General features: G+C 59.0%; 12 protein-coding genes and 1 pseudogene. 10 read left to right on the forward strand and 3 right to left on the reverse strand.

The window, feature by feature from the left end; genetic code table 11:
• Positions 1–144 precede the first annotated feature (144 nt).
• The 7 genes and pseudogenes from PV773_RS22840 (at position 145) to PV773_RS22870 (ending at position 7,967) form a co-directional block, all read left to right on the forward strand.
• Complete coding sequence (locus PV773_RS22840; RefSeq protein ID WP_347968577.1) at positions 145–822, forward strand: recombinase family protein; 678 nt, start codon at positions 145–147, stop codon at positions 820–822.
• Between the two features lie 557 nt (positions 823–1,379).
• Positions 1,380–2,087 (forward strand): annotated as a pseudogene (locus tag PV773_RS22845) (type IV secretion system protein); the annotation flags it as partial.
• Between the two features lie 35 nt (positions 2,088–2,122).
• Complete coding sequence (locus tag PV773_RS22850) at positions 2,123–2,839, forward strand: type IV secretion system protein (RefSeq protein ID WP_347968578.1); 717 nt, start codon at positions 2,123–2,125, stop codon at positions 2,837–2,839.
• On the forward strand, positions 2,836–3,648 hold the full coding sequence (locus PV773_RS22855) for a TrbG/VirB9 family P-type conjugative transfer protein (RefSeq protein ID WP_347968579.1): 813 nt from the start codon (positions 2,836–2,838) through the stop codon (positions 3,646–3,648). The genes PV773_RS22850 and PV773_RS22855 overlap by 4 nt, the downstream gene beginning before the upstream one ends.
• On the forward strand, positions 3,645–4,865 hold the full coding sequence (virB10, locus tag PV773_RS22860) for a type IV secretion system protein VirB10 (protein ID WP_347968580.1): 1,221 nt from the start codon (positions 3,645–3,647) through the stop codon (positions 4,863–4,865). Before PV773_RS22855 ends, virB10 begins: the two co-directional genes overlap by 4 nt.
• On the forward strand, positions 4,846–5,874 hold the full coding sequence (gene virB11, locus PV773_RS22865) for a P-type DNA transfer ATPase VirB11 (RefSeq protein WP_292168501.1): 1,029 nt from the start codon (positions 4,846–4,848) through the stop codon (positions 5,872–5,874). Before virB10 ends, virB11 begins: the two co-directional genes overlap by 20 nt.
• Positions 5,871–7,967, forward strand: a complete 2,097-nt coding sequence (locus tag PV773_RS22870; RefSeq protein ID WP_347968581.1) for a type IV secretory system conjugative DNA transfer family protein — start codon at positions 5,871–5,873, stop codon at positions 7,965–7,967. Before virB11 ends, PV773_RS22870 begins: the two co-directional genes overlap by 4 nt.
• A 24-nt stretch (positions 7,968–7,991) precedes the next feature.
• On the opposite strand, the gene PV773_RS22875 is transcribed toward PV773_RS22870, so the two are convergent.
• The 3 genes from PV773_RS22875 to PV773_RS22885 are packed head-to-tail and all read right to left on the reverse strand — an operon-like array spanning position 7,992 to position 11,309.
• Entirely contained in the window at positions 7,992–8,201 is a 210-nt protein-coding gene (locus PV773_RS22875; protein WP_347968614.1) for a hypothetical protein, read from the reverse strand.
• Between the two features lie 9 nt (positions 8,202–8,210).
• The gene (locus PV773_RS22880; RefSeq protein WP_347968582.1) at positions 8,211–10,904 is read right to left on the reverse strand and encodes a conjugal transfer protein TraA; all 2,694 of its coding nucleotides are present in this window, start codon (positions 10,902–10,904) and stop codon (positions 8,211–8,213) included.
• A 3-nt stretch (positions 10,905–10,907) separates the two neighbouring features.
• On the reverse strand, positions 10,908–11,309 hold the full coding sequence (locus tag PV773_RS22885) for a MobC family plasmid mobilization relaxosome protein (RefSeq protein ID WP_347968583.1): 402 nt from the start codon (positions 11,307–11,309) through the stop codon (positions 10,908–10,910).
• A 706-nt stretch (positions 11,310–12,015) separates the two neighbouring features.
• Here PV773_RS22885 and PV773_RS22890 point away from each other — a divergent pair.
• The 3 genes from PV773_RS22890 to PV773_RS22900 are packed head-to-tail and all read left to right on the forward strand — an operon-like array spanning position 12,016 to position 13,557.
• The gene (locus tag PV773_RS22890) at positions 12,016–12,729 is read left to right on the forward strand and encodes a ParA family protein (protein ID WP_347968615.1); all 714 of its coding nucleotides are present in this window, start codon (positions 12,016–12,018) and stop codon (positions 12,727–12,729) included.
• Positions 12,722–13,162 (forward strand): hypothetical protein, encoded by a 441-nt coding sequence (locus tag PV773_RS22895; protein ID WP_347968584.1) that lies wholly within the window; start codon positions 12,722–12,724, stop codon positions 13,160–13,162. Before PV773_RS22890 ends, PV773_RS22895 begins: the two co-directional genes overlap by 8 nt.
• 2 nt (positions 13,163–13,164) lie before the next feature.
• A complete protein-coding gene (locus tag PV773_RS22900; protein ID WP_347968585.1) occupies positions 13,165–13,557 on the forward strand; it encodes a hypothetical protein in 393 nt (130 codons plus the stop codon).
• Positions 13,558–13,614 lie beyond the last annotated feature (57 nt).

Here is a 13,614-nt window from a genome sequence, read left to right on the forward strand (position 1 = left end):
CGTGCTTAATCGGCCCGATTGGCTGGCCGAAATGCATTACACACTCGCCGAAGCCATCGAGCGCGTCGGCCCAGAGTGGTTGGCACTGATTCCCAAGGCGGCGCGGGAATTGGAATACGAAGACGAGCGAGCCGCGGGGAAGGCATGAATAGGCCCGAGCGCCCCGCATTGCGCGTTGCGCGGATCTATCTGCGGGTCAGCACCGAAGAACAGGACCTGGCTCGACAAGAGGCGATCGTCGACGAGGCGAAGTCGACCGGCTATTACATCGCCGGCGTCTACCGCGAAAAGGCTTCGGGTGCTCGCGCCGATCGGCCGGAGCTGCTGCGCCTCATCTCTGACCTCCAGCCGGACGAGGTCGTCATTGCGGAGAAGATCGACCGCATTAGCCGCCTGCCGTTGCCAGAAGCCGAAAAGCTCGTTGCCACGATCCGCGCGAAGGGCGCACGGCTTGCCGTGCCCGGCATTGTCGATCTGAGCGATATCGCGGCCGACACTGAGGGCGTCGCGAAGATTGTCCTTGAGTCGGTGCAAGAGATGTTGCTGAAACTCGCCCTGCAGGTCGCTCGTGACGATTTCGAGGATCGGCGTGAGCGCCAGCGCCAGGGCATCGATCGAGCCAGGACCAACGGCAAATACGCCGGCAGACAGGCGGATGCGGCGACACACGAAAGAATCGTCGCCCTGAGAACGGGCGGAAACAGCATCGCTCGCACTGCTAGACTCGCAGGATGCAGCGAAAGCCAGGTCAAACGCGTTTGGGCGGAGCATCAACGTTCAAAAGGCGGCTCGCGTGTAACAGTCGGCGGAAATGCAACCTAGACCAAACAAAGTCGAATAGGTCGCCATATTGATCGTTGGCAACAGAATCGCATGAGAAGCGCGCTACAGTGACAAGAAATTACCAAATGTAAGCAGTCGCACGTTTGCCCCTCGTGCATTTGATCGAAATTTTTCAACCACATTCAAGTGACTGAGAGGGAAGAAAGGGCTCTGCCCTCTCTCCCCCACAAGCAGAAAACCGGCTTTCCCCATGCTTCGGCCTACGGCCTGCAGCACCGGCCGGAATCCGCTCGGCGGACTCCGGCCCGCCCTTCGGGTGGGCGATCCCCCTTCCGGTTTTCAGCTTGTCCCCCGTTCTCCCGGTCCTCGCCGGACGGGCAGGGGCAGGACGAGGCCTGCCCTGCCTTCCACTGGAAGGGACAAAGGGTGGCCGCTTGAAAGGGAGCTGATGCGGCAATGGTTGAAGCGAGGAATGAGGGGGCCGGGCTGAGCCTGGCCGAAATTACAGAGCGGCATATGGCGGCGCAAAAGGCCGCGGCTGATGTCGTGCGAGAGTGGGACGATCGTCGTGCTGCCGGCGACGTCAGTAGCGTCGCCTAACCGAGCCAACAAACGGCCTTTCCATGATCTGGCGGACCGCCAATGAAGCGGCATCCGCATTTGCGGAACAGTCGGGCTATTTCTCGGTCTTGCCGTCGATGGTCGGCTTCCTGATCATGCTTTGCGTCGCCGTCTTCATCGCCGTCGCACTGGCGATCCTGCTGCTAGCAAAGGTTATGATGTGGGTGCTGATCGGCACGGCACCAATCTTCATCGCCTGCATGCTGTTCGAGCAGACGCGAAATCTCGGAGTTTCGTGGTTCCAACAGGTACTCCTCTACGCGCTGATCCCGCTTTTCGTCTATGTCGTGGCCGCTTTCCTGATCGCGGCGATGGACCCTGAGCTGACCAAAGTCTCCAACGCGGCCAGTCAACGCCGGCTTCAGCTCAGCGATATCTCGGCGTTCCTGCTGCTGTGCTGCGCCGGCGCGTTCGTCCTCATCAATATTCAGGTTCTCGCGCAGGGCATTGTCGGTGGCGTCGCCGCCGGCATTGGCAATGTGGCGCGGGCTGTTGGACGCTTCAGCGGAGTGACCGCGCCGATGAAAGCGGTCGATGTCGCACGCGGGGCTGCCGGCTTCGTCGGCACTGCCGGCATGCAGGCTCGCGATCGCACACATGCCGGCATGCTCAGCAACATCCGCGACGCCAACGCCAGGGCGGCGATGCAGAACCGAATAAGCAACAACAGCATGCCGCGCTGAGGTGCTTGTGAGAGTAACTAAGGGCTAGATCGAAAATGTCAGATTCAAAAGAGACTGCACTACGGACCTATTTCCAAGACGGCGATCGTTGGGAATATGAGATCGTAAAAAAGGCCAAGCGATCGCGCGGACTCGCCTGGTTCGTGACGATCATTTTCGGGGCGATCACGCTGCTAGCGCTCGCGGCACTGGTGCTGCTGGTTCCGTTGAAGAGCTTCGAACCGTATGTCGTCGTGGTCGACAAAAATACCGGCTATCTGGAGGTTAAAAGCGGTCTGACTAGGCCTGCCACCCTCACCGAACAAAAAGCGGTCACCCAGGCCAATGTCGTGCGCTATATCCGTGCTCGCGAAGGCTATGACCCCTACGAGATCGAACAAAACTTCGGCATTGCCGCCTTGTTGTCGACCGGCGATGCCGCGCGGGAGTTGCAGGAGCTTTATAGCGCCGCCAATTCGAATAACCCCGCAAAAGTCTACGGAAAAAACAAGCGGGTTTCGGTGGACATCAAATCGGTGGCGGTCACTGAGCCGAGCGATCCTAGTCAACCGCCGTCGACGGTTCTTGTCCGCTTCTCGACGACGGAAAAATCCGACACGGATTCCATCACGCGGCACTACATTTCGGTCGTGCGTTTCCGCTACACTGACACCCCCACTGAAAATCAGTGGCTTTTCGAAAATCCCCTCGGCTTCCAGGTCTTCAGCTACCGTCGCGACCAGGAGACGGTGACCCCAGGAGGTGAGGGATGATGAAACACCTCCTGTTTTCGGCGGCGTTCATCGCCGCGATCATGAATCACGCCCATGCGGCACAGTCTCCACGCCCGGGCAACCTCGACGGTCGCGTTACGAGTGTTGTCTATCAGCCCAACAACGTCGTGACGGTCAACGCAACTTATGGCATTTCGACTATGATCATTTTCGATGAAGATGAACGTTTCGAGACCATCTCGCTTGGCGATACGGAGAGTTGGCAGGTTGCCCCTGCCGAGAAGGGCAACATCCTGTTTGTGAAGCCGATCGCCAAGAACGTCACCACAAATATGAATGTCGTGACGACCAAGAGGATCTATTTCATCGAGCTTCACGACAATCCGCCTGCCGCCGGCAAGAAGGTCTTCGGCGTCAGGTTTGTCTACCCGGAAAAGGACCTCAATGCGGCGCTGCGCAAGGAAGCTGAATACCGCGCAGCCAATCCGAATATCTCGAACATCGACAAGGCAAACGTCAACATCGACTATTCGTTTTCCGGTGACGCGCAGCTGAAGCCGTCGATGGTTTTCGATGACGGCAAGAAGACCTTCTTCAAATTCACCGGGCGTGTGCCGGCGATCTTCGCCGTGCAGTCGGATTTTTCCGAGACGCTGCGCAATTTCCGCAAGGAAGGGGAATACCTCGTCCTTGACGGTGTTGCGACCCAATACACGCTGCGCGATGGCAATCAATGGACGTGCATCTTCAACCTTCGGAAGCCTGATTTCGGCGCTCCCGACCCTGATATCCTCGGTCCGGCTCCTGATCGCGTCGCCAAAAAGCGCTGGAGGAGCGGCAACAAATGAACCGGACACCTGAGCTTGAGGCCATGATGTCGGCCGACGACACGGCCGTCAGCAACAAGAACGCAAAGCGCAACCAGCTCCTCGGCGGAGCGGCCTTGCTCATTGGCGGTGCCGTGGCAGCCTACTTCGTCCTTGCCACGCCAAGGGAAACTCCTCGCGACACAACCGAAGGCGACGAAGAATTCCGGACCACGACGTTCCGGCCGCCGTCGTTCGTGCGCGAGGAAGAAAAGCCCGAACCGCAACCCGAATCTGACGTGATCAACATCCCGCCTCCTCCCGAGCCGGTACAGGAGAAGGTCGACACGACCACATTTAACGTGCCTCCTCCGCCTGAAGTCGTCCAGGCGCCGCCCACGGAGCCGGCAGCTGAGCCGCCGCCTGAGGAATTTCCGGAGCGCTACAGGTCCAAGCTGATATCGTTGGATACGGCTCGCCAGGAGGACGCCGCCGGTGGCCTCGGTGGCGCCGACGGCAACGGTCTGAGTGTCGCGGGCGAGGACCGCAACAGCAAATTCCTCGCGGCCGCGTCGAGCCTGGCTGATAGGTCGGCAAAGGCTAAGCAGATCAAACGTATCGACGCGCTGGTGCCTGAAGGCACCCTAATCCCGGGCATTTTGGAAACCGCGATCGTCAGCGATCTTCCAGGCCAAATCCGCGCGATCACATCTCAGGATGTCTATTCGTTTGACGGGCGGCGCGTCCTGATTCCGACCGGAACCCGGCTGATCGGCGAATATCAGTCCGATGTTGTTAGGGGTCAGAAACGCATTTTCGTCATCTGGACCAGGCTTCTCCGCGATGACGGTGTGTCAGTTCGCCTCAACTCCATCGGCACCGACAGCCTTGGCCGCTCCGGATTGACCGGCCGTGTCGACAACAAATGGCGGGAAAGGTTCGGTTCCGCAATCGTACTCTCGATTGTCGGGGCAGGAGCTAGTTACCTCACCGGATATGGAAGCGATGAAGCTTTCGGCCAAAATAATGATGAAGCCAAGCGCGGCGAGGAACTGGCGCGCGACACGATCGCGCAAACGTTCAGCGATATGGCTAACCAGGCTTTGAGCGAAAACCTGCGCATCCCGCCGACGATCAGTGTCAGCCAGGGCGAACGCATCTTCGTCTACGTGCGCCAGGATCTCGATTTCAGCACCATGTATGACGATCCCGTCACAGAAGCGATGAAGGAAATACAGCGTGAACGTCGCGGTCAGTAACAAGGGCCGGTCGGCCACCAATCCTTATTACTTCCTTGATCGGGCACTCGAACCTATCCGCGGCTTTCTTGACGATCCGCGTGTCGTCGAAATCTCCGTGAATAAGCCGTGCCACCTCTATGTGGAACGGCTGGGCTCCGATCATATGGAGTTTCACGAAATTAAGCAGCTCACGGCCTCTGAAATTGAAAATATCGGGGAGCGCGTCGCCGGCGCAACAAACCAGTTCATCAGCCGCGCCAAGCCTATTTTAAGCGCGGCCTTACCGACGGGCGAGCGTATTCAGATCGTGCTGCCTCCCGCCGCGCCGGAAGGCGGCTCGATCTCGATCCGAAAGCAGGTCGTGAACAATTTCACGCTCGAGGAGTACCGCGATAGCGGCTCACTGGATAAAGTCTCGGTCGCAGTCGGCGGACTGAGCGACATCGACCGGGAGCTGATTGCGCACCTTCGCGCGAGCCGTATCTATGACTTCATCCATACGGCGATCACAAAGCGCGTGTCGATTTTGATCAGCGGCGGCACCTCGTCGGGCAAGACCACCTTCCTCAACGCATGTTTGAAAAGCGTCGATCCGCATGAGCGGATATTGACGCTGGAGGACACACGCGAACTATTTCCGCCGCAGCCGAACAAAGTGCATCTGATTGCCTCCAAGGGCGACCAGGGCACCGCAGACGTGACGATCCAAAACCTGCTGGAAGCGTCGCTCCGGATGCGGCCAGACAGACTGTTCGTCGGTGAAATCCGTGGCGCCGAGGCCTTTTCCTTCCTGCGCGCCATCAACACGGGCCATCCGGGCAGCATGTCGACGGTGCATGCGGATACGCCGATGGGCGCCTATGAACAACTCGCCATGATGATGCAGCAGGCCGGAATGTCGTCGGGTTACTCCAAGCAGGATCTGATGTCATACATCCAAATGGTCATCCCGATCGTAATCCAGTTGCGCCGTGATGGCGGAAAACGGGGCGTTTCGGAAATCTTCTTTGCCCGAGATGAGACATGAACAAGGGCTATCAGGCCTTCTATCTTCTCTTCTGCGCCGGAATCGTCTTCGCCGTCTGGACCCTCACTTACGGACTTGGCTTGCAGCTCGTCTATAAGGACGGCCGAATACTCGAAACCACGATCACCACCAATCCTTTCGTGCCTGTTCAACAATTCTGGCTCTACAAGGGCAGCCATACCCTGCAGAAGGTCGCGCTCGTCGCGCTCCTGCCAAGCTTGTTCGCCGGCGGCCTGGCGGCCTATCTTGGCTTGAAATCGCCAACCAACCCGCTCGGCGACGCCGCTTTTCAGGACATTGCCGCCTTGCGACGCGGCAGATGGTTCCGCAAGCAGGGGCACATCTTCGGCCGCCTCGGTCGCAAGATCCTCCGCACAAAGGATGATCGTCACCATCTCATCATCGGTCCAACTCGATCCGGTAAGGGTGCTGGCTACGTCATTCCCAACGCCCTCCTGCACGAAGGGTCGATGATCGTCACCGATCTGAAGGGCGAAGTCTTCAAGGCCACTGCCGGATATCGCCGCCGCAAGGGAAGCCAGGTCTTTCTATTTGCTCCGGGATCGGAAGCCACCAACCGCTACAATCCGCTCGACTTCGTGCGCCAGGAGCGCGGCACGCGGACGACGGATATCCAAAACATGGCGAGCATCCTTGTCCCGGAGAACACCGAATCCGAGAATTCGGTATGGCAGGCCACGGCACAGCAAGTGATGGCGGGCGCTATCAGCTACGTTCTGGAGAGCCCGCACTACAATGGCCGGCGCAACCTCGGCGAAGTCAATTCCTTCATCAATAGCGGCGTCGACCTCCAGGCGCTGATGAAGTTCATCAAGGCGAGAGAGCCATACCTTTCCAAGTTCACGATGGAAAGCTTCAATGCCTATCTCGCGCTGTCAGAACGGGCCGCCGCCTCTGCCTTGCTCGATATTCAGAAGGCCATGCGCCCCTTCAAAAACGAGCGCATCGTAGCCGCCACGAACGTAACCGATATGGATTTACGGGCGCTCAAGCGCCGGCCGATCTCGATCTACCTCGCGCCCAACATCACTGACATCACGCTATTGCGTCCTCTCCTGACGCTGTTCGTGCAGCAGACCATGGACATCCTCACCCTGGAGCACGACCCCAATTCCCTGCCCGTCTATTTCCTGCTCGACGAGTTCCGACAGTTGAAGAAGATGGACGAGATTATGACAAAGCTACCCTATGTGGCCGGCTACAACATCAAGCTCGCCTTCATCATCCAGGACCTCAAGAACCTCGACGAAATCTATGGCGAGACCTCCCGCCACTCGCTGCTTGGCAATTGCGGCTATCAGCTCGTACTTGGCGCCAACGACCAGGCAACGGCCGAATATGCCTCTCGTGCGCTCGGCAAGCGCACAATTCGCTATCAGTCGGAATCGCGCACCATTGAGCTTTTTGGCCTGCCTCGCCGCACGAAGGTCGAACAGATTCGCGAACGCGATCTGATGATGCCGCAAGAAATCAGGCAGATGCCCGAACGCAAGATGGTTTTGCTCATCGAAGGCCAGAGGCCGATCTTTGGTGACAAACTTCGATTTTTCGAGACACAGCCCTTCAAGGCTGCTGAGGCTTTCTCACAAACGCACGTGCCGGAAGTCCCGTCCGTCGAATACCTGCCCGTCAAACCGGTACCGGCATTGACAGAGGAGTATGGAGGCGACAGCAAGCCGACTGTCGAAACAGTCCAAGTCCTGACGCCGGCGAAGGCGCAAGCAACCGCCTCGGCCGCCGACGACAAACAGCCGGAATCGGATTTCGGACGGCCGGCTAGTTCTTCCGCTCGTGTGGTCAACCGCAAGGCGATCGATGCACGAAAAAAACCAACCAAGAGCAATTCCGGCGCCGGCGCCGAAACGTCGAAACGCGACGTTGCCGCAATCGAGGAGCGCATTAAGACGGTCGAAGAGAGCTTAAAACCTAGCGCCGAACGACTGAAGGCGACGGTTGCGCAGAAAGTCGAGAAGCTCGGTGACCGCTCCCCGACAACACGAAAGAATTATCTGGATATATTCTCAGCGACGGTTCCTGATCCCGTCGACGTTGGCCTGGCCGCCGAAGCTTAAGACCTTCCTGGCGGCCAGCTTCCTCTAGAACGGCCAATAGCTGGCGATGAAGGCGGCAGTCTCGCCGCCCCACTGCACAATCGACTGATACCAGCCGGCAACCGTCTCATAGGCGATCTGGATCACGCCAAGCATGAACACAAGGCAGATGACCACGCCAAGGCCCTTGCCGAAGCCTTCGTCGCCCTTCGGATCGTTGGTCTGGATTACATAGTCCTGCCTGTTGTTCAGCATCGTGCTCACTTAACGTTCCCGATCGTCGCGGTCGCGTTCCTTCCGTTCAATTTCCTCGCGCTCCAGCTCTTCAAGCCGCGGTATATGCTGCTGTGCTGGGTCGGTGCGCGTCGTCTCTCCGCCGCGCTGTGTTGCTTCCCTCTCCTTGTTTACCCGATCCTGAAGGCGATTTGTAGCGTCTACCGTTGATGCGAGTTCGTGCGCCTCTCGGGCGCCCGGCTCGTTCGTTGGTCGCTCGGCATCCTCCTGGCGAAGATCGCGTTGCTGTTCTCCTGTTGCGTCGACATTCGCCGGCGTCTTGTCCTTCTCCCCTTCCGGCCGCGCGCGGTCCTCCGCCTCCACCTCCTCTTTACTCGGCCATGGCTTTTCACGGTCGGGCTCTTGCGAGCGGCGGAAATAATATTCATCGTCGGCGCGTTTCACTCTGTTGGCAAACTCCCGCAGTGACTGATCCGATTGAAGGATGACATTTTGCCCTCGTTGCGGCGATTTTTCCGGCCGCGCGGCGTCATTCTTCTCGGCCTCCTCGATGGCGCGCATCAGGTCAGGATCGTCTCGCTCGGCCACTTCACGTATATAGGTGTTGCCCTCGATCGCGAGCTGCGCCGCGCGGCCGATCGCCTCTTCCAACGCTTGTTCGCCTCGCTGTCTCATCCGGTCGGTCTCCTGCCGCTCGTCTTCGCTCACCTCACGATAGCGATAACTGCCGGTTTCAGAGTCCTGCTCCGGTTCGACCTTTTCCAGGTCGACCAGCATGTTTGCCCTGGCTTCGATCTCGATCAGCACTTCATTCGCGGCCTCAACGGCCGCCGCGCCATGCTTGGCGATCGCGGCGTTCAACTGCTCCGCTTCAACGTCGCGCTCAGCGGTGGGAAGCATCTCTTCCCTGCCCTGCCCTTCCGTCGCCTCGTTTCGCTGCTCATGCAGCGCCATTAACTCGCGACGCTGATTGACGTGATCACGCGCCAGGTTGGCAACCTCATCAAAATCGCTCCGGTCGTCAGGCCCAACACTTCTTTCAAGTTTGAACAGCGCCGTTTCGACTTGCTTTTCGTAAACCTCAAATTCAGCCCTGGATGTTTCGCGCACGTCCTGACCCTCCAATACGAGTTTTTGCAATGTTACCAGATTGGCGCGGAATTTTGAGCCGAAATCTGCATGCACCACATTTGGTGTAGCTTCCGCCTGACCTGCCGAAAGGCTTGCTGTCAAATGGTCCCGCTGCTGTTCTGCATAGGCGACGATCCGTTGATCACCGCTGGCAAGCGCGATTTTCTGCCAACTCTGCGTTGCCTTTATGGCATACTCACGGCTCCTCTCGGCCTTCGCCAGACTTCTCCGGCCGCCCCGCTTGGCGTCGTACCGTCCCTGCGCCGTTTCGCTGGTCCCGACGTGCTCGGTCCGCCCTTCCCTGCTCACCGGCCTCACCTGATTGCGGGTAAAGGCGGGCGGAGCGGCGAACTCGCGACGATCGGTCATCTCCATCGCTATTCCCTGCGCCCGGGCCTTCTCCGCCATTGTGCCCCGCCACTCGCGAAACACCTGAGGCGTCGTCTCGATCCGATCACCCGATTCCGATCGCATCGTGATGATCGCGTGCGCATGGACATGTGGCCGCTTGCCCCCCTCGCCTTCTTCCTTCGGATCATTGGCCGGATCATGCATGGCAAACACATAGCGATGGCCAGCGAACTGCTCGGCAAGGAATTCGCGTGCAGCGTTTTCAAACGCCTCGACATTCGTGCCGGCCCGGGCCGACAGGATCAGGTGCATCACGTCGCGGCCTTTGCGGCTGTGCAGATCACCGCGCCATTCCTTTTGCACCAGGTCGCCAGCGAGCTTTTCGTCACCGATGACTTGGCCGCGGTCGTCGCGAACGTTGCCGTCATGACGTTCGACCAGGCTCCGCAATTTGCTGGCGCCATACTCGACACCGTTGCCGTAGCCCTGGAACGAGAACCGCGCCGCCACATCCTGCGCGGCCGCACTCGCGTCATATCGCGCTTGAATGATTCCGGCGGCCTTGTCGTCGCCAGTCAGCCGCTCCCCCTGCCCACTTCTGAGAACGACCGCTCCTTGAACCGTCAGCGCGCCGTCGGCCTGGTGCGTGACAGCGTAAGCATAGCGTCGATCGCCGAACGTGCTCGTCAAACTGTTCCTGACCAGCTCATGCATCGCCTCGTCTGACGAAACCGCCGCAGTCGAAATCTCGACGGTGAAGCTGCCGATATCGCGGCTCTCTGCGCGGTTCTGGAACAGATGATTCCAGTCGCCCCGCAACCGCGCCAGATCCTCGCGGCTACCAATGCGCTCGCCATTCTCGTTCTCGACCGCTAGCTCGCCGCCGCGCGACACATAATTCAGCATCGCCCCTACCCTCGCGCCGCCGCCATAGGATGCCATTTTGACGACCGCTGGCTGGCTGCCCTGGGCAACCGCCGCTAGCCGCGCTTCCATTGGGCGGGCCGCTGCTGACCGCGCCTCAGTCGCGAAGATCGACCGGGCGGCCGCTCGCCGCGTTTTGCGCTGGCTGCCACCGCCGCCACCAGCGCCACCGCCGCCCAGCTCGGCCATCGCTCTCAATCGACGCTTCATTTCGTCTTCGGCCGACGAACGACGTTTTGGCCCAAGCGATGCCTCATGCAGAAACGCCGCACGGCGCTGCTCCCATTCGCTCGTGAAGGCGCCGAAGAAGATTTCCAAGGCCTACGCCTCCCCTCGTCGCTTGTGACCGGCGCGCCTAGCCAGCGATCGTAACTCCGTCATCACGGCTGCTTGGACGCGTTGCACATTTCCCAGATTGATGTCGACGTCGCCTGGATGAACCCCTTTGCCGCTGTTTAGCGATCGCGCCACCTGATTGAGGTTCACGCCGATCGCGCGCATATCCTCAAGCAGCAATGCCATCACGGCCCGATCCTCCTTTGTCAGGACCGGCCGGACACCCGCACCTTCGAGAATCAGCGACCGAAAAAATCCGGAAACCGTCATGTCGGCCGCCTTGGCCGCCTTTTCGATCGCCGCATATTCGTCCGCGCTGACGCGGGCATGCACCATTCGACCCTTCCGGTCCGGCTCGAGCCGGACCTCGAATTTCGCGTCGTCCATTAGCCTTAGGCCCCTCTCTCTGGCGCTTGCGGCAGGCATCGAGGGCTTGTTCCTCGATCGTCAGGAAAAATGTCGCACATTTTTCCGTATCCTGCCACACTCGATAAGCGTGAAATTCCCGCCACACTCGATAAGCGTGAAATTCCCGCTCAACAGAGGGAATCTTCGAGCGGCCCACATTTCGCTCGTCCACATCGAAACGATGGCAGGGACGGAGGCCCTGCCATTCAAACGCTAAAACGCTCTCCAGGGTTCACCTCCAGGACCGCTTTGTCGGCCTTTGTGTGCCCCTCGTACTCGTCCGCAAGGGACGCTCCGCTCTTCGCCCTGGCGGACTGCGTGCGAGCGTCACAGACGGCCTTCGCGCGGCTCCGGGGTTCACCACAAAAGGAGCGGAAAGGCCGGAGCCAGACTTCATCGGTCAAAAATGGAAATTGGGCGACCGTGGAGACTTCAAGGATGGCTCAAACGGCAGCGCGCGGTTGATCCCTTTTCACACGACTTATTCACACGATGTGTTCACATGCCACGACATCATGATATGAAAGCAAGATGTGATTGAAGTATCACACACTAGGATAGTGAGGAGTGATCGCATGGTGTAAAAATGCCGTGCGAAATCAAGCATTCGCTTCGTATGGAAATGCTGCAGTGGCGACGGCCTGCCGCATTGAAGCCCTTGGAGACGGCAAAAAGGGGATCGAACATGACTCAAAGAATTTGCGCGATCAGCGGAAAAGGCGGCGCCGGGAAGACGACGGCCATTATCCTCGTTGCCGGCGAGTACGCCATTCATGGAAGGAAGGTTCTTCTGATCGACGCCGATCCGCGCCAGAACCTCGCCGAATGGTGGAAGCGATGTGAGGCCAAGGACAACCTTCCGGCCAACATCGAGCTGCATAGTGCGGCAACGCAGCGAAGCATTGAAACCGTGCTTGCCGAACAAAACGGCGTCTATGACGTAATCCTGATGGACTCACCGGGCGTCGATAGCGTCATTCGCGACACGATCATCCGCAACTCCGACCTGGTGCTGACGCCAATTCAGCCGAACCAGGATGAAATCAAGGCGGCTGGCGAAGCCGCCACCATCACCGCGGATATTGGCGACAGGAACGGACGCACGATTCCCCACCTCAACGTGGTGACGCGCATCGCCCTTCCCGGCCGCGTTCTCGAGGCCTACAGGCTGATCCGTCCGTTCATCGCCAATCTTCGCGCCAATGGATACGAATCGACGTTGATGGAAACCGAGCTCACCGAAAGAAATTGCTACCGCGAAATACGCAACGGCCTCGGCACCTTGCAGATGCTCGAGCTGACCGACCCGGTGATGAAGGGTCGCGCGGAGGTCGCGGCGTTTGTGGCCGAACTTGATCGCCATCTCGCAGAAAACCGGGAAAAGGTGGGAAATGTCTAAACCAGGCAAACTGTCCGTCTCTGACTTTCCGATCGCTCCGCGACGGCCGAAGGCAGCCATATCCAAAGCCGCAATGAAACCAGCCTCTGTGTCGGAAGAGGCAGAGGCTGGAACGGCTGCTAGGGAACCAGCAGCGGCGCCGGTTTCAGAAGCGGATGCAACAAGAGAACGGCCGCAGCGCAGTCTGCCGAACCCAAGCGGTGAAGAGCGCAAGCGCAAGGCGATCGAACGTGCTCTGGCTCAGGAGGAGGGACGCTATCGCTTGCGCGACCTCAAACGCGCGCACGCGCGAGAAGCCAAGCACTACGTCAATTGCCCGCTGGACTACGACACGAAGATGCGATTGCAAAAGGCCGCCTTCGACAACGACATCAAGATGACGGTGATCATCAAGGCGGCGATCGACCAATTTCTCCGCGACAACGGCTACTGAGAATGACGGGCCGCGGCTTCCTATTTGGAATAGCCATCGGCACCGTCATCGGCATCTACGCCGCGCCTATGCTCGGCCGGCAGAGCATAGGCCTTCGCGAGACTTCGCAGGCCTTTTTGTCTATCGTCAAAGGCACTGACCGCATACCCGATAAGGCTACGTGGCCGACCAGTGAACACGCGAAATCGGAGCTCTTCCGCATATCCAAATGGGATATATCCAAGCACGGTGATGGATCGACGGTTAATGTGAGGCGGTGTATAAGTATTGATGAATATTCGATAGCTTGCGAGCTGTCGGCGCATCTTGGTTGGATCGAAGGTAAAAAATCCGTGGAATCAGTGTTCGAGGGCGGACCAGGTCGTTGGACGATGGTCATAGCAAAGAACCGATGATGCCCTTGCAACTGCTCTGCCAGTATCATCGATCAGTTCAAGCGATAAAGAAGCGCT

Source organism: Mesorhizobium sp. CC13, from assembly GCF_039907765.1.
Classification (GTDB): domain Bacteria; phylum Pseudomonadota; class Alphaproteobacteria; order Rhizobiales; family Rhizobiaceae; genus Aminobacter.

Coding starts and splice junctions, on each gene's coding strand:
- PV773_RS22840 (WP_347968577.1), top strand. CDS start 145: ATGAATAGGCCCGAGCGCCCCGCATTGCGCGTTGCGCGGATCTATCTG.
- PV773_RS22850 (WP_347968578.1), top strand. CDS start 2,123: ATGTCAGATTCAAAAGAGACTGCACTACGGACCTATTTCCAAGACGGC.
- PV773_RS22855 (WP_347968579.1), top strand. CDS start 2,836: ATGATGAAACACCTCCTGTTTTCGGCGGCGTTCATCGCCGCGATCATG.
- virB10 (WP_347968580.1), top strand. CDS start 3,645: ATGAACCGGACACCTGAGCTTGAGGCCATGATGTCGGCCGACGACACG.
- PV773_RS22870 (WP_347968581.1), top strand. CDS start 5,871: ATGAACAAGGGCTATCAGGCCTTCTATCTTCTCTTCTGCGCCGGAATC.
- PV773_RS22875 (WP_347968614.1), bottom strand. CDS start 8,201: ATGCTGAACAACAGGCAGGACTATGTAATCCAGACCAACGATCCGAAG.
- PV773_RS22885 (WP_347968583.1), bottom strand. CDS start 11,309: ATGGACGACGCGAAATTCGAGGTCCGGCTCGAGCCGGACCGGAAGGGT.
- PV773_RS22890 (WP_347968615.1), top strand. CDS start 12,016: ATGACTCAAAGAATTTGCGCGATCAGCGGAAAAGGCGGCGCCGGGAAG.
- PV773_RS22895 (WP_347968584.1), top strand. CDS start 12,722: ATGTCTAAACCAGGCAAACTGTCCGTCTCTGACTTTCCGATCGCTCCG.
- PV773_RS22900 (WP_347968585.1), top strand. CDS start 13,165: ATGACGGGCCGCGGCTTCCTATTTGGAATAGCCATCGGCACCGTCATC.